This is a genomic window from Nocardioides scoriae (assembly GCF_900104965.1).
In the GTDB taxonomy this organism is placed as follows: domain Bacteria; phylum Actinomycetota; class Actinomycetes; order Propionibacteriales; family Nocardioidaceae; genus Marmoricola; species Marmoricola scoriae.
On record NZ_LT629757.1, the window covers coordinates 2,533,540 to 2,552,865 of the forward strand.

Annotated in this window: 17 protein-coding genes; 6 read left to right on the top strand and 11 right to left on the bottom strand. The window is 70.7% G+C overall.

Going from position 1 to position 19,326, the window contains the following annotated elements; all coding sequences use genetic code 11:
- Positions 1–9: 9 nt before the first annotated feature.
- Positions 10–618 carry a TetR/AcrR family transcriptional regulator gene (locus BLU55_RS19640; RefSeq protein ID WP_172833906.1) on the top strand — a complete coding sequence of 203 codons (609 nt, stop codon included), beginning with the start codon at positions 10–12 and terminating at the stop codon, positions 616–618.
- On the opposite strand, the gene BLU55_RS12140 is transcribed toward BLU55_RS19640, so the two are convergent.
- The 3 genes from BLU55_RS12140 to BLU55_RS12150 are packed head-to-tail and all read right to left on the bottom strand — an operon-like array spanning position 615 to position 2,565.
- On the bottom strand, positions 615–1,109 hold the full coding sequence (locus BLU55_RS12140; protein WP_091730038.1) for a VanZ family protein: 495 nt from the start codon (positions 1,107–1,109) through the stop codon (positions 615–617). The genes BLU55_RS19640 and BLU55_RS12140 overlap by 4 nt on opposite strands.
- Before the next feature lie 9 nt (positions 1,110–1,118).
- Positions 1,119–1,619 carry a nuclear transport factor 2 family protein gene (locus BLU55_RS12145; protein ID WP_157682839.1) on the bottom strand — a complete coding sequence of 167 codons (501 nt, stop codon included), beginning with the start codon at positions 1,617–1,619 and terminating at the stop codon, positions 1,119–1,121.
- A 58-nt stretch (positions 1,620–1,677) separates the two neighbouring features.
- Positions 1,678–2,565 carry a helix-turn-helix transcriptional regulator gene (locus BLU55_RS12150; protein ID WP_091730044.1) on the bottom strand — a complete coding sequence of 296 codons (888 nt, stop codon included), beginning with the start codon at positions 2,563–2,565 and terminating at the stop codon, positions 1,678–1,680.
- A gap of 116 nt (positions 2,566–2,681) precedes the next feature.
- Between BLU55_RS12150 and BLU55_RS12155 the strand changes: the two genes are divergently transcribed.
- From BLU55_RS12155 to BLU55_RS12175, 5 genes are all read left to right on the top strand, one after another.
- Positions 2,682–3,950, top strand: coding sequence for a multidrug effflux MFS transporter (locus BLU55_RS12155; RefSeq protein ID WP_091733836.1), 1,269 nt, complete (start codon positions 2,682–2,684; stop codon positions 3,948–3,950).
- A 35-nt stretch (positions 3,951–3,985) separates the two neighbouring features.
- Positions 3,986–4,537: a cyclophilin-like fold protein gene (locus BLU55_RS12160; RefSeq protein WP_231916852.1), complete on the top strand. Its 552-nt coding sequence runs from the start codon at positions 3,986–3,988 to the stop codon at positions 4,535–4,537.
- A gap of 65 nt (positions 4,538–4,602) precedes the next feature.
- Entirely contained in the window at positions 4,603–5,649 is a 1,047-nt protein-coding gene (locus tag BLU55_RS12165) for an alcohol dehydrogenase catalytic domain-containing protein (protein ID WP_091730047.1), read from the top strand.
- Positions 5,646–6,059, top strand: a complete 414-nt coding sequence (locus BLU55_RS20190) for a (R)-mandelonitrile lyase (protein WP_091733840.1) — start codon at positions 5,646–5,648, stop codon at positions 6,057–6,059. Before BLU55_RS12165 ends, BLU55_RS20190 begins: the two co-directional genes overlap by 4 nt.
- 343 nt (positions 6,060–6,402) lie before the next feature.
- Positions 6,403–8,127 (top strand): hypothetical protein, encoded by a 1,725-nt coding sequence (locus tag BLU55_RS12175; RefSeq protein WP_157682840.1) that lies wholly within the window; start codon positions 6,403–6,405, stop codon positions 8,125–8,127.
- Between the two features lie 445 nt (positions 8,128–8,572).
- Here BLU55_RS12175 and araA read toward each other — a convergent pair whose 3' ends face one another.
- From araA to BLU55_RS12215, 8 genes are all read right to left on the bottom strand, one after another.
- Positions 8,573–10,078, bottom strand: coding sequence for an L-arabinose isomerase (gene araA / locus BLU55_RS12180; RefSeq protein WP_091730052.1), 1,506 nt, complete (start codon positions 10,076–10,078; stop codon positions 8,573–8,575).
- A gap of 67 nt (positions 10,079–10,145) precedes the next feature.
- Positions 10,146–10,823: an L-ribulose-5-phosphate 4-epimerase gene (locus BLU55_RS12185; protein ID WP_091730056.1), complete on the bottom strand. Its 678-nt coding sequence runs from the start codon at positions 10,821–10,823 to the stop codon at positions 10,146–10,148.
- Positions 10,820–12,613 carry a ribulokinase gene (araB, locus tag BLU55_RS12190; protein ID WP_091730059.1) on the bottom strand — a complete coding sequence of 598 codons (1,794 nt, stop codon included), beginning with the start codon at positions 12,611–12,613 and terminating at the stop codon, positions 10,820–10,822. The genes BLU55_RS12185 and araB overlap by 4 nt, the downstream gene beginning before the upstream one ends.
- On the bottom strand, positions 12,610–13,722 hold the full coding sequence (locus BLU55_RS12195) for a LacI family DNA-binding transcriptional regulator (protein WP_197680973.1): 1,113 nt from the start codon (positions 13,720–13,722) through the stop codon (positions 12,610–12,612). The genes araB and BLU55_RS12195 overlap by 4 nt, the downstream gene beginning before the upstream one ends.
- A 144-nt stretch (positions 13,723–13,866) precedes the next feature.
- Complete coding sequence (locus BLU55_RS12200; protein ID WP_091730064.1) at positions 13,867–15,813, bottom strand: glycoside hydrolase family 127 protein; 1,947 nt, start codon at positions 15,811–15,813, stop codon at positions 13,867–13,869.
- Positions 15,814–15,880: 67 nt separating this feature from the next.
- Positions 15,881–16,684, bottom strand: a complete 804-nt coding sequence (locus BLU55_RS12205) for a carbohydrate ABC transporter permease (protein WP_197680974.1) — start codon at positions 16,682–16,684, stop codon at positions 15,881–15,883.
- A gap of 94 nt (positions 16,685–16,778) precedes the next feature.
- Positions 16,779–17,702 carry a carbohydrate ABC transporter permease gene (locus BLU55_RS12210; RefSeq protein ID WP_091730069.1) on the bottom strand — a complete coding sequence of 308 codons (924 nt, stop codon included), beginning with the start codon at positions 17,700–17,702 and terminating at the stop codon, positions 16,779–16,781.
- Positions 17,703–17,796: 94 nt separating this feature from the next.
- Positions 17,797–19,095, bottom strand: a complete 1,299-nt coding sequence (locus tag BLU55_RS12215) for an ABC transporter substrate-binding protein (RefSeq protein ID WP_091730071.1) — start codon at positions 19,093–19,095, stop codon at positions 17,797–17,799.
- Positions 19,096–19,326: the final 231 nt, after the last annotated feature.

Consider the following 19,326-nt stretch of genomic DNA (forward strand, 5'->3'; position numbering starts at 1 on the left):
GTCGGACTCGTGAGCAGCGAGCCCCTGCAGGACCGACGACGGCACCGGACCGAGCGCGAGATCGCCGCGGCCGCCCTGGACCTGTTCGAGCAGCACGGGGTCGACGGCACCACCGTCGACGACATCGCCCGGGTCGCCGGCGTCTCCGCCCGGACGGTGTTCCGCTACGCGACCACCAAGGAGCGCGCCGCGCTGATCGCGGACCACGAGGTCGAGGCCCGGGTCGACCGCGGCCTCGACGCGCTGCGGGCCGACCACCCCCTCGTGCCGCAGCTCGAGGCGCTGTGGCGAGCCGTCCTGACGGCTCTCGGCGACGGCCGGAGCGAGTCGGGGTCCCACGCACTGCGGCTGTGGCGCCTGGCCGCGCGCGAGCCCCGGCTCCTGCTCGCGGCCATCGCCCAGGACGAGGAGCGGCTGGCCCGGTTCCAGGCCCGGCTCGCCGACCGGCTCGACCTCGACCCGCTCGCCGTCCGCGTCGTCCTCGAGTCGACCTCCGCCGTCGTCCGGGTGGCGCTGGACCGCTGGGCCTCCGACCCCGCGGCGCACGAGCTGGTGGCGACGTACGACGCTGCCTGCCGGGCCCTGGGCGACCACTCGGGCCTGCCGCTCGACCGCTAGCGCAGCCCTGCCAGAGGCCCCCGCCGACGGGCGAGCCGGAGCGCGACCACCCCCAGCAGCACGCCGGTCGTGACGCCGATCGTGTTGCAGAGCCAGTCGTCGGTCGAGCACGACCGCCCGATGGCCGGCACCAGCGCCTGGACGGTCTCGATCAGCGCGCTGAGCAGGCTCGCGACCACCAGCACCAGGACGGGACGCCGGGTCGCCACCGAGGCGAGGAGCGCCGGCGCCACGAAGAGCACGACGTTGGCCGCGAGCTCGACGCGTCCGACGGTCGGCAGCGTCCACGCGACCTCGCACCGCTGGAAGGCCCTCCGGTCGGTCGGGAGCATCGTGAGGACGAGCACCGGGAGCGTCCCGAGACCCGTCAGCAGCCACGCCGTGCCCGGCCGGTCCGCCACGGCCCGGCCCACGAGCGGACCACAGACGACGAGCAGGGCGAGCGCCGTCGGCGAGAGCCACGGATGTTCGACGAGGACGGTCGTGATCACGCGCGAAGGCTACGAGAGCCCGACGGGGTGGGTGACCTCGAGCAGCTCCCTCACCCGGTGCGCCTCGTCGTCACGGCCGCTCCGGTGGGCGGCGAGCGCCCACTTCCGGTACATCGAGCAGTACGCCTCGGGGCTGTGCACGACGTCGAGCCGCGACCACAGCCCGTCGGCGCCGAGGCGCAGCACGCTCGTGGCCAGGGCCTGGTGCTGAGAGCCGTCCCCGGGGTCTCGGGCGACGTGGCGCATCTCCTGCACCACCAGGCGCCGACGCAGGTCGAGCGCGTGCCACAGGATGTCGGTGCGCTCGATCAGCGATCCCGGCAGCGTGGTCGCCTCCGTCAGGATCATCGCCCTGATCGCCTCCCGACCGCGCACGTCCGGAAAACCGGAACGGTGGAAGATCGCGTCCTGGTCGAAGAGGTCGGCGTACGACCCCCAGGCACCCGAACGCGTGATCCAGGCAACCTCGTCCAGGTAACGCCGATAGACCTCGGCCAGCTCGTGGATCACCCGGTGATCAGAACACCCGAGCCGGTTCCGCGCCAGACCCGGCGGGGTGAGCACGCGGTCACGTGAGGTCCTGGGCGTTGGACTCCACCGCGGGGACCTCCGCGGCCCACGAGGCGAGCAGGCGCAGCCGCTCGGCCGAGGGTGACCCCGGCTCGGCGGTGTAGATCAGGGCGATGTGGCCGGGCTCGGCGGTGACGGCGAACTCCTCGTAGGCCAGGGTGAGCTCGCCGACGACGGGGTGGTGGAAGCGCTTGGTGCCGGCGCCGTGGTCGCGCACGTCGTGGGCGGCCCACAGCCGACGGAACGTCTCGCTCTGCGTCGACAGCTCGCCGACGAGCTCCTGCAGACCCCGGTCGTGCGGATCGCGACCGGCCTCGGCGCGCATGATGCCGACGCACATCTCAGCGAACCGGTCCCAGTCCGGGTAGAAGTCGCGGGAGGCGGGATCGAGGAACTGGAAGCGGGCCAGGTTCGGCGTACGCCCTCCGTCGCCGATGACGGGTGAGTAGAAGGCTCGGCCCAGGGCGTTGGTGGCCAGCAGGTTCTGACGCGGGTCGCGCACGAACGCGACGCCGTCGGTGATGGCGTCCAGGGCCCACAGCAGGCTGGGCCGCGCGGCCGACCTCGCCCCGCTCCGGCGCCGGGGTCGTCCCGAGGTGGGGATGCCGTCGGCGGCCCGTGCCAGGTCGAACAGGTGGGCACGCTCGGTGTCGTCCAGGCGCAGCGCCCGCGCCAGGGCGTCGAGCACGGGCGTCGACGCGCCCGCGACGTGACCGCGCTCGAGCCGGGCGTAGTACTCCACGCTCAGCCCCGCGATGGTCGCCACCTCGCTCCGACGCAGCCCCGCGACACGACGGGTCCCGATGTCGGGCAGGCCCACGTCGTCCGGCGTCAGCCGAGCACGCCGGGAGGTCAGGAACTCACGAACCTCGTGACGGTTGTCCACCGGACGAGCGTAGGTCGCAGCGAGGATCCCTGCCGAGGGGCGAGGGGTGCCCTGTCAGTACACCGCACGAGCGGGACTCCCACACGAGCGCGGCAGCGGGTCTAGTGGAGGACGAGATGACCACCACGACCACGCCCCCACCCGAAGCTCGCCGGACCGGTCCCGACCGCGGGGACGGCCGATCCGAGGCGGCGACGCGCGGCGACCGTGCGGCGCACGTGCCGCTCGGCGTCCTGGTCAGCGTGACGGCGCTGACGATGATCGCCCCGCTCGCCACGGACATGTACGTCCCCGCCTTCCCCCTGGTGGTGCAGGACCTGGGGACCACGGCCACCTCCCTCCAGCTCACGTTGACGACCTACTTCGTCGGCATGGCTCTCGGGCAGCTGCTGGGCGGCCCGCTGTCCGACCAGCTGGGTCGCCGCCGCCCCCTGTTGTCCGCCCTCGCGCTGATGGTGGTGGCCTCGCTCGGGTGCGCGGTGAGCCCGACCGTGGCCGCGCTGACGGCGGCCCGGTTCGTGCAGGGTCTCGCGGGTGGCTGGGCCATGGTGATCGCCCGCTCGGTCGTGGTCGACCTCGCCTCCGGCCCCACGCTGGTGCGCTCGCTGAACCTCGTGCAGGGCGTGGCTGGGGTCGCTCCCGTCCTCGGGCCGCTGCTCGGCGCCGCCCTGCTCGAGCACTCGGGCTGGCGCACGTCCTTCTGGCTGCTGGTGGCCTGGAGCGCGGTCATGATCGTCGTGGTTCGCCTCGTGCTGCCCGAGACCCTCCCGACGAGGCACCGCAGCAGTGGTGGTCTCCGCCACCTCCGCGACGCGGGTGCTCGCGTCCTGCGGACCAGACGCTTCACCGCACACCTCGTGGTGATGTCGCTGTCGATGGGCGTGGTCTTCGCCTACGTCGCTGCGTCGGCATTCGTGCTGCAGTCCATGAACGGGTTGACCCCGACGCAGTACTCCCTCGTCTTCGCCGCCAACGCCGTGGGCCTGATGGCCGCCACGCTGGTCTCGGCCCGCCTGGCCGGCCGGGTCCCCACGACGCTCGTCGTCGCCGTCGGTCTGGCTGCCACCGGTGCGGCCGGCGTGCTCCTCCTCGTCGGCGCCGCGTGGTTCGACATGCCCCTGTGGGCCGCCCTGCCGGGCTTCTTCGTGCTGATGACCGCCCAGGGACTCATCGGCCCCAACGCCGGCGCCCTCGCGTCGGGGGCCGTCCCCGACGACCCCGGCACCGGCTCGGCACTGCTCGGCTTCGTGCAGTGGTCCACCGCCGGCCTGGTAGCTCCCGTCGCCGGGGCGGGTGGCGCCGCCACAGCCGTCCCCATGGCGCTGATGGTCCTCGCGATGGTCCTCGTGTCCGCGGCCGCCCTCCGTTCCGCAACCCGACCCTGACCCCGCGTCACGCCACAGAGAGCACCGTGAAGCCCATGTCCTTCCTGCCCGCACCACGCGCCTCGATGACGATCCTGCTGCTCGCCCTCGTGCTCAGCGCCTGTGGTGCCGACGAGTCGCCATCCGGGTCCGCGCGGCCCTCCTCGACAGCTTCGTCCGCCTCGGACCCGGCCCCCACCCAGACCCCGACGGAGACCACGCCGGCCAGCCCCACCGATGGTCAGGAGGACCAGGTGCAGCTCGAGATCACGATCGGCGACCAGCAGTTCACCGCCGACCTGCACGACAGCGCCGCCAGCCGCGACCTGCTCGCGCAGCTGCCGGTGACGCTGGAGATGCGCGACCACGGAGGCGTCGAGAAGACCGGCCGCCTCCCCTCGCGCCTGTCCCTGGACGGCCAGCCCTCCGGGGCCGACCCGGGCGTCGGTGACATCGGCTACTACGCGCCGGGCAACGACCTCGTCCTCTACCACGGCGACCAGTCCTACTACGAGGGCATCGTCGTGCTCGGCCGGCTGCAGGGCGACGCCGCCGAGCGCATCGCCGGCCTCGACGGCACCGTCCGAGCGCAGGTCGAAGCACGCTGACCCACCACCCCGCCCTGGCAGACCTCACCGAACACGAGCCACCCCACCACACCGAAGGAACCACGATGCGAGCAGCAATCTTCAACGGCCCCGGCAAGATCGACCTCGAGGACCGCCCCATGCCGACCGTGCAGGACCCGACCGACGCCGTCGTACGTGTCGTCCTGGCATGTGTGTGCGGGTCCGACCTGTGGTGGTACCGCGGCATCTCCGACCTCGCGCACGGCACCATCGGTCACGAGTTCATCGGCGTCGTCGACGAGGTCGGTGACGCCGTCCAGGACCTGGCGGTCGGTGACTTCGTCATCGCCCCGTTCTCCTGGAGCGACGGCACCTGCCGCAACTGCCAGGCCGGTTTCCACACCGCCTGCGACCACGGCGGCTTCTTCGGCCAGGGCGGGCAGGACGACGGCGGCCAGGCGGAGTACGTCCGCGTCCCCCAGGCCGCCGGCACCCTGGTCAAGGTGCCCGGTGACGACCTCTCCGACGACGTGATGGCCGACCTGCTCGCCCTGACCGACGTCATGAGCACCGGATACCACGCCGCCGTCAGCGCCGGCGTGACCGAGGGGATGACCGTCGCCGTCGTCGGCGACGGTGCGGTGGGCCTGTCCGGCACCCTGTCGGCCACGCTCCTCGGAGCCGCCCGCGTCATCGTCCTCGGCAGCACCCACGAGGACCGCCACGCGCTGGCCCGCGAGTGGGGCGCCGACGAGATCATCACGGTCCGCGGGAGCGAGGCCGTGGCGGCCCTCAAGGACCTCACCGACGGCAACGGCGCCGACGCCGTCCTCGAGTGCGTCGGCACCAAGGACTCCACCGAGACCTGCTTCGCGATCGCCGCCGCCGGCGCGATCGTGGGTCGCGTCGGAGTGCCGCACGACGTCAGCATCGATGGCGAGGCCACCTTCTTCCGCAACGTCGGCATGCGCGGCGGCCCCGCCCCCGCCCGCCACTACCAGCCCCAGCTCGTGCAGGCCGTCCTCGACGGCGAGATCCACCCCGGCAAGGTCTTCGACCTCGTCACCGACCTCGACCACATCGCGGACGCCTACGCCGCCATGGACGAGCGCCGGGCCATCAAGGCACTCATCAAGATCAGCGAACGCTGAGAGGAGCACCACCCACGAAGTTCACCCAGAGCGGCGGTCAGTCCGGCTCCGGCCCGAAGGACTGGTTCACCGGCGCCGTCGTCATCGACGGCATCCGCAACCCTGACGACCAGTCGGCCGTCGGCTGCGCCCACGTCCGGTTCACCCCCGGCGCCCGCACCGCGTGGCACACCCACCCCCGAGGCCAGACCCTCTACGTCACCGACGGCATCGGTCTCGTCGCCACCCGCGACGGCGGCGTCCAAGAGATCCGACCCGGCGACGTCGTCTACGTCGAGCCCGGCGAGGAGCACTGGCACGGCGCCACCCGCGACCGGTTCATGGCCCACGTCGCCATCCAGGAGGCCGACGAGCGGGGCGAGGTCGTCACCTGGCTCGACCACGTCACCGACGACGAGTACGCCGGCTGACGACCGTGCCTCGTCGCCGGCCACGGCCCGCCCGTCGGGGGAGCGACCCGGACGGACGACGAGAGGTGGAGCCGCCTGTCGGAATCGAACCGACGACCTTCTCATTACGAGTTACTTGTCTCGTCGGACCTGGTCAGCACCCCGCGCCACCGCTCTGACCTGCGCTTATCGGACTTCGGGACACGCGTCGCTACGCATTACTACGCACCCCCACGCGTCGTTTGTTGGGAGTTTGTTGGGAGTGCAGACATTCCTGCGGCCTCGACGCACTGAGTGACGGGCCGCGGCGGTCGAACCGGCACGTGTGCACATGGCAGATGGGCGGCTCATGGAGGATCGGGTCATGATTCGTTGGGAGTCACTGGATCCGGAACGACTCGAGCGCGGCATTCAGTTGCTCTTGAAGCGACTACATCCGGGCCTGGTTTCTCTTGACGGTGCCGGGGGCGACGGTGGCCGCGACGCGCAACTCACCACCACGGACGGGCTGACCGTCTTCGAGATCAAGTCCTTCGGACGGCTGGACGCGTCCCGGAGGCGTCAGGTGCAGCGGTCGCTCGCAAAGGCTCACGCGTCTACGCCCACCATGACGCGATGGGTTCTTGTGATCCCCATGCGCATGACACCCATCCGGCCCGGAGGTAAGAGCAGCGAGCAAGCATGGTTCACCGAGACGCTCCCTAGACATGCACCTGGGGTCGAACTCGACTGGTGGGGACAAGACTGGCTAGATGATCAGCTCGTCGGCGACGTCGACGTGCAGAGATACATCGAGGGCGCGGACTCTCAACTACTCCAACGTGCCAGTGAGCTCAGCCTGGAACGGGCCGTACTCGCGAACGGCGCGGTTGACCTAACCCAGCGGCTCGAAGTTCTACGCAACAGGATCGACGAGGTCTCTCCGTTCTGGACCCTCGATTTCTCGGTCGTGAGCGGCTCTATCACATCGACGCTCCGCGGCAAGACACCTGACGCCCATGAGGTCGACCCCATCACGATCCGCTCGACCTTCGCCTTCGACCGCGAAGACGCCACAGAGAGAGTGCTTCGCGACAAGCTCGTCGACGTCCTCGACTTTGGAGGTGATATTGAGCTACCCGCGGGAGTAGTAACTGGTTTCGATGTCGATGCCTCTCCCGAGGCCAGGCGCCTCTTTCCAGCGGACGACCCCCGAGAGAGCGAGTTCGCAGTCGCCAGCACTCGAGAAGCGCTGGACCAGCCCATCCGGTGCGTCTTCCAGGTCATTGATGAGTCAGGCGTTGTCTCCGACTTCTCCGTTTACCTGAGAGAGAGGACCAGCGGGCGTCGTGGTGTGACCGTTATCGGCGGCGACGCAATGTCGATCATCACGATCACCCTCGGATTGCCTTACCCGAAGCAGCCCGACCAAGAGGCGCAGCCTGTGGTTGTGGACGACGCGCGTTTCCACTTGAGCCTTCCTGACACCCTCGTGGGCCTCGACGTCACGTCGCTCAGACCAGTCATTCGGACACTTGCGGCTGCAACACCAGGCCGCCGGATTCGGATCAGCTTGCCGGAGTTGGGCTTGGTCGAAGGTCCGCCATTCGACGCGCACCAGTTTGCTTGGGCACCCGACAACATGCAGGTGGTGGAGGACTTGCATCGCATGGAACAGCTCACCGGGCGGGTCCTTCGCTATCCGGCGGGGATCACCCGCAAGGATGCATCAGCTCTGCGTTCGGCCGTGCGACAACTAGACGGCGAGGAGGTGGAGCAACCCGGAACCCTGACGCTCACCGTTCGCGGCGAGGCCGTGGGCGACTTCCTCAACGCACTAGATCAGACGCCCAGAGATCAACTCCCAGGAGGCTTCCTGCACACAACGGACTCCATGGAGCTGACCGTGGGTGACCTCACCTTGAACTACGGTGCTGCAGCCTTCTGGGCCCCATCCCCCAGGCTTCTCAACCGTCCCGATCTTGATGCAGCGAGAATCTCCGGTTCAACGGCAGACATCGAGGCGAAGTTCGAGGCGACTGAACACCCGTTCCGCTGGTTACCGCGCTCGCTCGCGGAGGAACACCTTTCAGGCGCTGTCCACTCATAGCCGGCCCCATCGCCAGCCTGACGCGGGCAGCACCTTCGTCATCTGACTGTCCGACCGCAGCCCCGCGGCGCCCGGAGTCGCTACGAGCCAGCGCCGGGGGACGAAGCGCTGGGACGCGCGGTCTGAGATCCGGCGTAGCTGAGGGGTACCGCCGCGGTCTATCAGACTGGGTCGATCCGTCATTGCGTTCGTGACGTGAGCCGACCACCGCAGCCACGGGGCGCCTACGGCGCCTCGACGACCGCCCGGTGACCTGTCGTCCCCCTCGCCCGCCCCTGACGCTGCGCTCGGCACGGCCCGTGAGCACGGGCGGGGATCTTGCTTCGTATCAATCACCGCGAGCCCCGCACGACCGCCGGGGCCCGAGCCACGGACCCTGGCGGCCGCGCGACGCGCAGCCCTGGTCCTCGCGCCCGGGTCCCAGTCCCGGGCGCGAGTTCGAGTCTCAGATCCCGCGCGCCAGGCGGTGGTACGCCGCGTTCCAGCGCAGCTCCTTGGCGAAGCCGCGGGTCGTGGTGTCCTCGTCGATGACGAGCAGCTCGGTGCGGCTCATCTCGGCGAAGTCCTCGAGCACCTCGGTGTCGAGCGCGGTGGACAGCACGGTGTGGTGGGGACCGCCGGCCATCAGCCACGACTCCGCGGAGGTGGACAGCGAGGGGTGGGGCTCCCAGACTGCACAGGCGACGGGGAGCTTCGGCAGCGCCTCGTCGGGCTCGACCACGTCGACCTCGTTGAGGGTGAGGCGGAAGCGGTCGCCGAGGTCCGAGATGCCGACCACGACGGCGGGGCCGGGGTCGGCGGTGAAGCGCAGCCGCACCGGGTCCTCGCGGTCACCGATGGAGAGCGGGTGGATCTCGAGGGTCGCCCGGGCGGTGCTGATGCTGGGGCAGACCTCGAGCATGTGGGCGCCGAGGATCTTCTCCTCGCCCGGGACCAGGTGATAGGTGTAGTCCTCCATGAACGACGTGCCGCCCGGCATCCCGGTGGCCATCGTCTTCATGCCGCGCAGCAGCACCGAGGTCTTCCAGTCGCCCTCGCCGCCGAAGCCGAAGCCGTCGCCCATGAGGCGCTGCACGGCCAGGCCGGGGAGCTGGCGCAGGCCGCCGAGGTCCTCGAAGTTGGTGGTGAAGGCCCCGAAGCCGCCGTCGGTGAGGAAGCGACGCAGGCCGAGCTCGACGCGGGCGCCGTAGCGCAGCGACTCGTGGCGCTCGCCGCCCGGGAGCAGCTCGGGGGCGACGCGGTAGAGGTCGGCGTACTCCGTGACCAGCTTGTCGACGTCGTCGTCGCCCTGGGCGTCGACCACGGCCACCAGCTCGCTGACGCCGTAGGTGTTGACCGAGACCCCGAAGCGGTGCTGTGCCTCCACCTTGTCGCCCTCGGTGACCGCGACGTCGCGCATGTTGTCGCCGAACCGGGCCAGGCGCAGCTGGCGCAGCTCGTGGCGTCCGAGGGCCGCGCGGGCCCACGCCTCGACGCGGTGGCGCACCGACGGCGAGTCGACGTGGCCCGCGACCGTCTTGCGGGCCACGCCGAGGCGCGACTGCATGTAGCCGAACTCCCGGTCGCCGTGGGCGGCCTGGTTGAGGTTCATGAAGTCCATGTCGATGGACGACCACGGCAGCGCCATGCCGGCCTGGGTGTGCAGGTGGAGCATCGGCTTGGCCAGCGCGTCGAGGCCCGCGATCCACATCTTGGCCGGCGAGAAGGTGTGCATCCACACCACGACGCCGACGCAGTCGGGGTCGGCGTTCGCGTCCAGCACCTGGCGGTGGATGGCGACCGCGTCGAGCAGCACCGGCTTCCAGACCACCTCGACCGGGAGCTCGGAGCCGGCGAGCCGGGCCGCGATCCCCTGCGACTGGGCGGCGACCTGGTCGAGGGTCTCGGGACCGTAGAGGGACTGGCTGCCGGTGAGGAACCACACCTGCGGCGTGGAGGGGACGGACGTCATGGGGGACCTCGTTCTGGTGGTGACGGGAGCGGGGGCGTGCGGGACGGGGTGGGGCGGGAGCCGGCGCTCAGCGCTGGCCGTAGACGTTCTGGTAGCGGTCGAAGAGCGCGTCGACCTGCGGCTGCGAGATCGGCACCGGGGCGCCGAGCTGCCGCGAGACGTGCACCGTGCGGGCGACGTCCTCGCACATCACGGCCGCCTTGACGGCCGCCCGGGCGGTGGGCCCGATGGAGAAGACGCCGTGGTTCTGCATCAGCACGGCCGGCGAGCGGCTGCCGCGCAGGGTGTCGACGATGCCGCGGCCGATCGAGTCGTCGCCGATGACCGCGAACGGCCCGACGGGGATCTCCCCGCCGAACTCGTCGGCGCCCATCGTGAGCACGCACGGCACCGGCTCGGCGCGCGCCGCCCACGCCGTGGCGTACGTCGAGTGGGTGTGCACCACGCCGCCCACCTGGGGCATCTCGCGGTAGACGTAGGCCTGCGCCTCGGTGTCCGACGACGGCGCGTGCTGGCCGTCGACGACCCGGCCCTCGAGGTCGCACACGACCATGTTCTCGGGCGTGAGGTCGTCGTAGGACACCCCGCTGGGCTTGATGACGAGCAGGTCGTGGCCCGGCACCCGGGCCGAGACGTTGCCGGCCGTCCAGACCACGAGCTGGTAGCGGGTCAGCTCGGCGTGCAGCGCGCACACCTCGCGGCGCAGCGTGCCGATCGTCGACTGGACCTCGGTGACCGCGGTCATGCCAGCGCCCCCTCGGTCTCGCGAGCCGCCTCGGGAACCCCGGCGCCCGACCCGGCGCCCGACCCGTCGTCCGACCCCGCACCCGATCCGGGGGCGGAGCCACGGGACGCCACCGCCTCGCGGCGCAGCGCCCGGAGCCGGCGCATCAGGCCGTCGCCGCGGCCGAAGTGGTCGTGCAGCGCGACGTACTCCGCGTAGAGCCGGTCGTAGCGCAGCGCTGCAGCCTCGTCGGGCAGGAACGCGCCGCGGCGCACCCGGCCCATCCGCTCGGCGGCCGCGGTGACGTCGGCGTACGCCCCGGCCGCGACCGCGGCGTGGATGGCGGACCCCAGTGCCGGGCCCTGGGCCGAGCCGATCACCGACAGCGGCAGCCGCAGCACGTCGGCGTAGACCTGCATGAGCAGGTGGTTCTTGGCCAGGCCGCCCGCCACCACGAACTCCTCGACCGGCACGCCGGCGTGGCGGAAGGTCTCCACGATCACCCGGGCGCCGAAGGCGGTGGCCTCCAGCAGCGCGCGGTAGACGTCCTCGGGCCGGGTGCTGAGCGTCAGCCCCACGACGGTGCCCGAGAGCTCGTGGTCGACCAGCACCGAGCGGTTGCCGCTGTGCCAGTCGAGGGCCACCAGCCCGTGCTCGCCCACCTGCTGCGCCGACGCCAGGCGCGTCAGCAGCTCGTGGACGGTCTCCCCCGCCGCACGCGCCTGCTGCGCGTACGACGGGGGGACGCCGTGGTCGACGAACCACCCGAAGATGTCGCCGACGCCGCTCTGCCCGGCCTCGTAGCCGTAGCGGCCCGCCACGATGCCGCCGTCGACGACCCCGCACATGCCGGGGACCTCCCGCAGCACGTCGGCGTTCATCACGTGGCACGTCGAGGTGCCCATGATCGCGACCATCTGGCCCGGCTCGGTGGCGCGGGCCGCGGGAGCGGTCACGTGGGCGTCGACGTTGCCGACGGCGACCGCGATGCCCTCGGGCAGGCCGGTCCAGGCGGCGGCCTCGGCCGTGAGACCGCCCGCGCGCTCGCCCAGCTCGCCGATCGGGTGCTCGACCTTGTCGACGACGAAGTCGGCGAAGCCGGGATCGAGCGCGGCCAGGAAGTCGCGCGAGGGGTAGGCGCCGTCCTGCAGCATCCCCTTGTAGCCCGCGGTGCAGGCGTTGCGGACGTAGCGGCCGCACAGCTGCCACACGATCCAGTCGGCGGCCTCGACCCAGCGCTCGGTGCGGGCGTAGAGCTCGGGGTCCTCCTCGAGCAGCTGCAGCCCCTTGGCGAACTCCCACTCCGAGGAGATCAGCCCGCCGTAGCGCGCCAGCCAGGTCTCGCCCCGCTCGGCCGCCAGGGCGGTGATGCGGTCGGCCTGCGGCTGCGCGGCGTGGTGCTTCCACAGCTTGGTGTAGGCGTGCGGACGGCCCTCCAGGCCCGGCACCTCGTCGAGCGGGGTGCCGTCGGCGAGCGTCGGGACCATGGTGCAGGCGGTGAAGTCGGTGGCGATGCCGACCACGTGCGCCGGGTCGACGCCGGCCTCGGCCAGGGCCGCCGGGACGGCGGTGCGCAGCACGTGGCGGTAGTCCTCGGGCACCTGCAGCGCCCAGTCCGGGGGCAGGCGCACCTCGGACCCGGGGAGCGTGGTCTCCAGGACCGCGTGGGGGTACTCCGTGGTGGCCGTGCCCAGCTCGGCGCCGTCGCTCACCCGCACCACCAGGGCGCGGCCCGACAGCGTGCCGTAGTCGACGCCGACGACGTAGGTCTCCTCGTGCCCGGCGGGCTCGGGGTGCGGTGCGGTGGTCATGGGGTCCTCTCGACGTGGATGGTGATGCTGGGGGTTGCGCGGGGCGGGCAGGTACTGCGGCGTACGACGAGCGTGGGTCGGAGCAACGTGCCGACCCGGTCGGTGAGCCCGCGCGAGCCGGCCGGCCCGCCGTGCTCGACAGCGGCTCGCAGCACCTCGATCGCGCGTTCTCCGACGGCTGGGAGGTCCTGGTGGACGGTGGTGAGCGGCGGGATCAGGTAGGCCGCCTCGGGCAGGTCGTCGAAGCCGACGACGCTGACGTCCTCGGGCACCCGCACCCCCGCCTCGTGCAGCGCGCGCAACACGCCGACGGCCATGTGGTCGTTGGCGACGAAGACGGCGGTGACGTCGCCCGTCGCGGCCATCGCAGCCAGGCGTACGCCGGCGGCGTGGCCGCTCCCGGCGCTCCAATCGCCCACCAGCGGCTCGGGCGGACGCAGCCCGGCGACCTGCATCGCGTCGCGCCAGCCCGAGAGCCGTTCGCGCGCCTCGGCCCACCCCGCGGGGCCGGCCACGTGCTGGATCTCGGTGTGGCCGAGCGCGATCAGGTGCTCGGTCGCGATGGCTGCGCCGAGGCGGTTGTCCACGCCGGCGGTCAGCCGCACCCGGGACAGGTCGCCCTCCACCACCACCACGGGCAGCTCGCCGGCCGACCGAGCACGGACTGCCGTCAGCGCCTCGTCGTTGGCCGCGATCAGCACGATGCCCTCCACCCGCTGGTCACGTAGGTGTTCGACGGCCTGGGTCACGTCGCCGCACGTGAACTCCGGCAGGTCGATCGCGCTGACGAAGTAACCCGCGGCCCTGGCGGCGGACTGGACTGACCGGTAGATCGTGGCGGGACCCCGGAACTCGCTCGCGGTGCAGATGACACCGACCGTGGCCGAGCGCTGGGTGACCAGCGCGCGAGCAGCGACGTTCGGCCGGTAGCCGAGCTGGGAGATCGCCTCGTCGACCCGCTTCCGGGTGGCGGGACGTACGTGGTCGGCGCCGTTGACCACCCGTGACACCGTCTGCAGGGACACCCCCGCGAGCCCGGCGACGTCCGCCATCACCGGCGACCTCCCTGCCGGCAGGAGGGCACCACCGGTGGAGCTCTTCTCCAGCATCGGTGTCCCCTCAGTCGCAGAGCAGCCGCACCGCGCTTCGAGGAGCCGGCGCAGGTGGGTGTTCGGGTGGCGCAGCCGGGGTCTCCGGCTGGTCATGGTGGGGCGCTCGCGTGGGGACGAGCCACGCGAGCGGGCTCCCGCGGCCTAGCTGGGCGCCGTCGGCATCCAGACGCGCATCGTCGACGGGCCACGGGACGCCCAGTCGTGGTACGGAGTCAGGGCGACGTCGAAGCGCTCCGCAGCCGCCTGGGCACCCGGTGCGCCATAGGGCCATCCCGAGTTCGGCGGCGCCTCGACCAGATCGACCGTGACCTCGACCCTGCCGTCGCGCACACGTGGCGGTTCGGTGGTGTCCACTCGGACACGGTCCAGGTCCGTGTGTGTCAGGTGCTCGGGCAGGTCCGTCGACTCCAGGCACCAGACGAGGGGGCCACTCTCGACCGCGACGCACCCACGGACGGCGTCGAGGCGATGGTCGGCCCATACGAAGCGGGGCCCGATGTCGAGCTCAAGGACCACGTTGTCTCCGATGCGCAACCCTGTGACATCCACCAAGCCCGGGGCGACTTCGACGATGTCGTGGCCGGGCCTGACGAGTCGAGCGGCACGGCACCAGTCAGGAACCCGGACGCTCAGGACTGACGCTGAGCCCTGGTGCTCGTCCGGCCACTCGTCAACGCGGATGTCGACGCGGCCGTTGTGCGGGTAGTCGGTCTGCACGGTGAGCCGCACGGGCTGATCGGCAAGCCGGGTCGACAGCTGCATAGGCATCAACTGGTGCAGCTGGACGCCGCGGTCACTGGTCGTAGCGGCATAGCTGGACAGGCTCGCGAAGGTGCGGGCGACGTTGGTGGGACAGCACGAGACCGCGAACCACGGCGCGCGCAGTGACGACTCTGCCCTTGCGCTGGCCACGTCAGTGGGCGCAACCTCGCCGGGTGCCCGCTGATGAAGGGTGTTGGAGTAGTAGAACGACGTGCCGTCGTCGGAAGGAGAGGTGGCGACGACGTTGTACAGGGCCCGTTCGATCAGGTCGGCGTACCGGGGCTCGCCGGTGGCGAGCAGGAGTCGCCAGGACAGCATGACGGAGCCGATGGCAGCGCAGGTCTCGGAGTAGGCGCGGTCGGGCGGTAGGAAGTAGTCCTCACCGAAGGCCTCGTCCTGGTGGCGTGACCCCTGCCCGCCGGTGAGGTACGTGCGGCGGTCCCGTGTGGTCTCCCACTGGAGCGCGAGAGCCTTGAGGAGGTCGCCGTCTTGGTGCTCGACAGCGACGTCGACGGCGGCAGCGGCCAGGTAGTTGGCCCGCACCGCGTGGCCGCGGAGCACGGTGGCATCGCGCACGGGGACGTCGTCCTGAAAGTACGCGCGGCCAAACTCGATGTCGCCGAGGGTCTGGTGCCCGCGGCGCTCGACGAACAGCGCGGCCTGGGAGAGGTAGCGAGGCTCGCCCAGTGCGCGCCCCAGCTCGGCGAGGGCCACCTCGATCTCGGGGTGGCCGCACACCCCCTGGAGCCCGTCGGGCCCGAACACCTCGCAGACGTGCTCGGCAGCCCATCGGGCGACGCGGACGAGCCTGTCGTAGTGACCCGTGCGGATCCGAGCGACCCCCGCCTGGATCAGGTGCCCGATGCAGTAGAGCTCGTGGCCCCACTCGAGGTCGGCCCAGCGCTCGGCCTGCCCGGGGCGACCGAACATCGTCCCGAGGTAGCCGTCGGCGTCCTGGGCCGCTGCGATGCGTTCGACGACGGAGTCGAAGCGGTCCTCAAGGTCGGGGTGGTGCTCCCGGCCGAGCTCCCAGGCCATGGCCTCGAGCAGCTTGTAGACCTCGGAGTCGCTGAACTCGCGCCCGCGCCGGTCGGTCATGGCGAGCCCCGCAGCGGCGGCATCGAAGTTGCCCAGCCACCCCTCGCGCTCGAGCCAGTGCTCGATGTGGGCGAGGGTGGCGCCAGCGTTCACGGCTTGCCGGTGGCCCCAGAAGCCGCCGAGGATCCGTGCCTCGTCGAGTCCGAGCGGACGGAGCACGCCGTGCGTGGGGAGGACGGGCGTGGCCGGCGCGCGCCGTTCGCGGTCGCTGCTGGGCTGGTCGACCATCGGCAGGCCAAGGGCTGGGGGTGTCATCGGGAGACCTTTGTGGAGTGAGGGATCGGCGGCACGGGTGTCAGCCCTTTACGGCGCCGGACATGAACCCGCGGACGTAGTGCCGCTGGAGGACGATGAAGAGGAAGACGCACGGCACGGCCAGCACGACGACGCCGGCCTCGGTCGCGCCGTAGTCGACGACGCCCATCACCTGCTGACGCATGTTGGCCACGGCCAGGGGCAGCGGCGACTTCGCTGAGTCGGTGATGAGGATGAGCGGGGTGATGAAGTCGTTCCACGCAGCCAGGAACGCGAAGAGCCCGACGGTGATCATCCCGGGACGGACCGCGGGGAGCAGGACGTGACGTAGCGCCGCGAGGGGTCCGCAGCCGTCGACCTGCGCGGCCTCGTCGAGCTCGCGCGGGACCGACTCGAAGGAGATCCGCATCAGGAAGGTCGCGAAGGGGAGCTGGAACAGCGTCATCACCAGGGCCAACCCCAGGAGCGAGTTGCCGAGCCCCAGGTCGTTGAGGAGCACGTAGAGCGGGATGAGCAGCGTGGCGTACGGGACCATCAAGATCCCCAGCGTGGCGAGGAAGAGGACGTTCTTGCCGGGGAACCGGAAGCGGGCGAACGCATACCCACCGAGCAGCGAGATCGTGAGCGTGAACAGCACGGTGAGGCCGGAGACGATGGTGGAGTTCAGGAGGTACTGCCACACGCCGTCCTGGTAGTCGGCCAGCGTGCGGTAGTTGGCCAGGCCCCACCCGTCGTTCTGCGCGCTGCCGGCCTGCGGTGAGACCGATGCCACGGTGGCCCAGAGCAGGGGGAAGGCGAAGACGACGGCCAGGCCCCCGGTCAGGACCCACCCGGGTGTGCGCACCACTCCCCCGCGGCGGCGCCGAGGTGGGGTGGACTCCGGGAGCGGTTCCAGAGGGCTCGTGTCTAGCGGCGGGGGCGTGAGCAGCTGGGCCATGTCAGGAGTCCTCGGGGGATCGCATGAGGCGGAAGGTGGCGGCGTTGATCACGAGCAGGGCGACCAGGACGATCAGGGACAGGGCGGCGGCGATGCCGAGGTCGTTCTTGCCCTGGAAGGCCGTGGAGTAGATGAGCTGGACCACGGTGATCGTGCTGTTGTCGGGTGCGCCCTTGGTGAGGATGTAGAACTGGTCGAACGCCAGCAGTGACCCGGTGACGCACATGATCACGCACAGCGCCAGGCTGGGTCGGATGAGCGGCAGCGTGATGTGCCGGAACGCCTGCCAGCGGTTGGCACCGTCGAGTTCGGCTGCCTCGTAGACGTCCCTGCTGATGCCTTGAAGACCGACCAGGAGCAGGAGCATGTAGAAGCCGGTGAAGCGCCACACGATGAGGAACACCGTCGACCACAGCGCACTGTCGGGGGTCCCCAGGAACGAGATCGGTTCGTCGATCAGCCCCAGCTTGATGAGCATCGGCGAGAACGGACCGCTCTGAGGTGAGTAGAGCGCATAGAAGAGCAGCGACGCCGAGGCCAGCCCGATGGCGCTGGGGACCAGGAAGACGGTGCGCAGGAAGCTCTTCCACCGCGTGGACTCCTGCACCAGCATCGCGAGCCCGAGTCCGAGCCCGAGCAACAGGACGGTGGTGATCACCGTGTACTTCACGGTGAACACGACCGAGGACCAGAAGAACCGGTCGTTGACGGCATCCGCGAAGTTCTGCGGCACGTTGGTGCCTTGCCTGCCGGCGAACAGCGGCCAGTCCGAGGCCGACATCTGCGTGACCAGCAGGATCGGGAGGACGAAGAGCACCACCACGAAGACCGCGGTGGGAGCGGCGAAGGCCCACCCCTGGCGCTTCTCGCGGGTCGGGACCCCCGGTGCTCGTCCCTTCCGGGTACCGAGCGGGACGACCGTCATGGAGTGGCCTCGTTTCGACAGGTGTGGCTGGTGGAAGGTGGGGTGGAGCGCCCGGTACGCCGCTGCATCTGGACGGCGTACCGGGCGGATCGGGTTACTGCCCCAGGATCGAGTCGAGATCCTCGTTGGCAGCGTCGACCTTGGAGCCGTCGCCGAAGACGGCGTCGCGGGTGAGCGTCAGCCAGGGGCTGTTGGGGGCGTTGAAGGCCTCCTGGAAGTTCCTCGCGATGGGGGTCTTGCCCTTGCCCGCGACCTCGTTGATGGTGACCAGTCGGGGGTCCTTCTCGGAGAACTCGTTGGAGGCCAGGTCAGCGCGCGCCGTGACGTCGCCGTTCTTGGCCAGCACCCCCACCTGGGCGTCCTCCGACATCAGCCAGGACATGAAGTTCCACGCCTGGGCGTCGTTCTTGCTGTCCTTCGACACCCCGACGCCGTCGCCTCCGACGAACGTCGACTCGCCACCGTCCGGCCCCGGGATCGGAGCCACACCCACATCGACCGACTGGTCGGCCGTGGCAAGCAGCGTGGCGGGGTAGGGCATCACGCCGACCTTGCCCTCCTGGAACGGTCCGACCCAGGTGGCGCCGGTCTCGTCCTTGGCGCCGGGCGCGACCGCCTCGGAGTCCACCAGGTCCTTGTAGGTCGAGTAGACCGCCTTGGCGCTGTCGCCGGTGAGCTCGGACTTCGTGCCGTCCTCGGCCAACACCTCGTCGCCCGCTGCCCAGACCATGGGGAACCAGGTGAAGACCTCGCAGCCACCGCAGTTGCCGCCGAAGTAGGTGCCGTTGACCCCACCGCCGAGCGCGTCGACCTTCTTGGCCTGCTCCGCGAAGTCGGCCAGCGATGCCGGCCCCGTCTCGGGGTCCAGACCGGCCTTCTCGTACAGGTCCTTGTTCCACATCATCACCGACAGGTCGAGGACGAACGGGAGCACGTGCTCCTTGTCGTCGCCCATGCCTGCCTCGACGTGGCCCTGGTTGATCTCGTCCTTGAAGTCGAGCTGGTCGAAACGCGGGCTGATGTCCTTGAACAAGCCCTGCTCCACCCAGTTGGGCACGTAGACGATGTCGGCCGCGAACAGGTCGGGCAGACCGTTGCTCCCGGCGGCCGCACCCACCTTGGCGACGTAGTCGTCGTTGGGGACGACGGTGAGCTTGACCTGGTTCTCGTGCGACTCGTTGTACGCCGCCACGAGGAGCTTGGCCTGCTTCTCCAGCGGCGCCCGGGTCCACAACGTCAGCTCGGTGCCGTCGTCCACACCCTCGGCTCCCCCGTCGGTCGAGACGGCTGAGTCCTCAGCACCCGAGCCACCACCGCAGGCGGTAGTGCCCAGGGCCAGCGCCGCGGTCAGGGCCACGGCCCGCAGTACTGCGGCCTTGCGAATCTTGATCATGCATGTGCTCCTCGAGCAATCGGGTGGGTTGGCCTGGCGCGAACCACGACGGGCCGAGCCTTCCGGGCGGAAAGACGAAAACTGCGGTTTTCGGCGTAGTGCGTGAGTGCTAGCCTCGGGGTTCAGATCGGATCTCGGAGAACCCCAATGAGCTGGCATCTCGTACCACTCGCCCGTTCCCGAGGTGGATGTAGTGAAGCGCCGAAAACCTTTTCGGGAACCATAGGTGGC

Bases quoted from the DNA above. Each gene is read 5' to 3' on its own strand.
- BLU55_RS12155 (WP_091733836.1), top strand. From the start codon at position 2,682: ATGACCACCACGACCACGCCCCCACCCGAAGCTCGCCGGACCGGTCCC.
- BLU55_RS12160 (WP_231916852.1), top strand. From the start codon at position 3,986: ATGTCCTTCCTGCCCGCACCACGCGCCTCGATGACGATCCTGCTGCTC.
- BLU55_RS12165 (WP_091730047.1), top strand. From the start codon at position 4,603: ATGCGAGCAGCAATCTTCAACGGCCCCGGCAAGATCGACCTCGAGGAC.
- BLU55_RS12175 (WP_157682840.1), top strand. From the start codon at position 6,403: ATGATTCGTTGGGAGTCACTGGATCCGGAACGACTCGAGCGCGGCATT.
- araA (WP_091730052.1), bottom strand. From the start codon at position 10,078: ATGACGTCCGTCCCCTCCACGCCGCAGGTGTGGTTCCTCACCGGCAGC.
- BLU55_RS12185 (WP_091730056.1), bottom strand. From the start codon at position 10,823: ATGACCGCGGTCACCGAGGTCCAGTCGACGATCGGCACGCTGCGCCGC.
- araB (WP_091730059.1), bottom strand. From the start codon at position 12,613: ATGACCACCGCACCGCACCCCGAGCCCGCCGGGCACGAGGAGACCTAC.
- BLU55_RS12195 (WP_197680973.1), bottom strand. From the start codon at position 13,722: ATGCTGGAGAAGAGCTCCACCGGTGGTGCCCTCCTGCCGGCAGGGAGG.
- BLU55_RS12200 (WP_091730064.1), bottom strand. From the start codon at position 15,813: ATGGTCGACCAGCCCAGCAGCGACCGCGAACGGCGCGCGCCGGCCACG.
- BLU55_RS12210 (WP_091730069.1), bottom strand. From the start codon at position 17,702: ATGACGGTCGTCCCGCTCGGTACCCGGAAGGGACGAGCACCGGGGGTC.
- BLU55_RS12215 (WP_091730071.1), bottom strand. From the start codon at position 19,095: ATGATCAAGATTCGCAAGGCCGCAGTACTGCGGGCCGTGGCCCTGACC.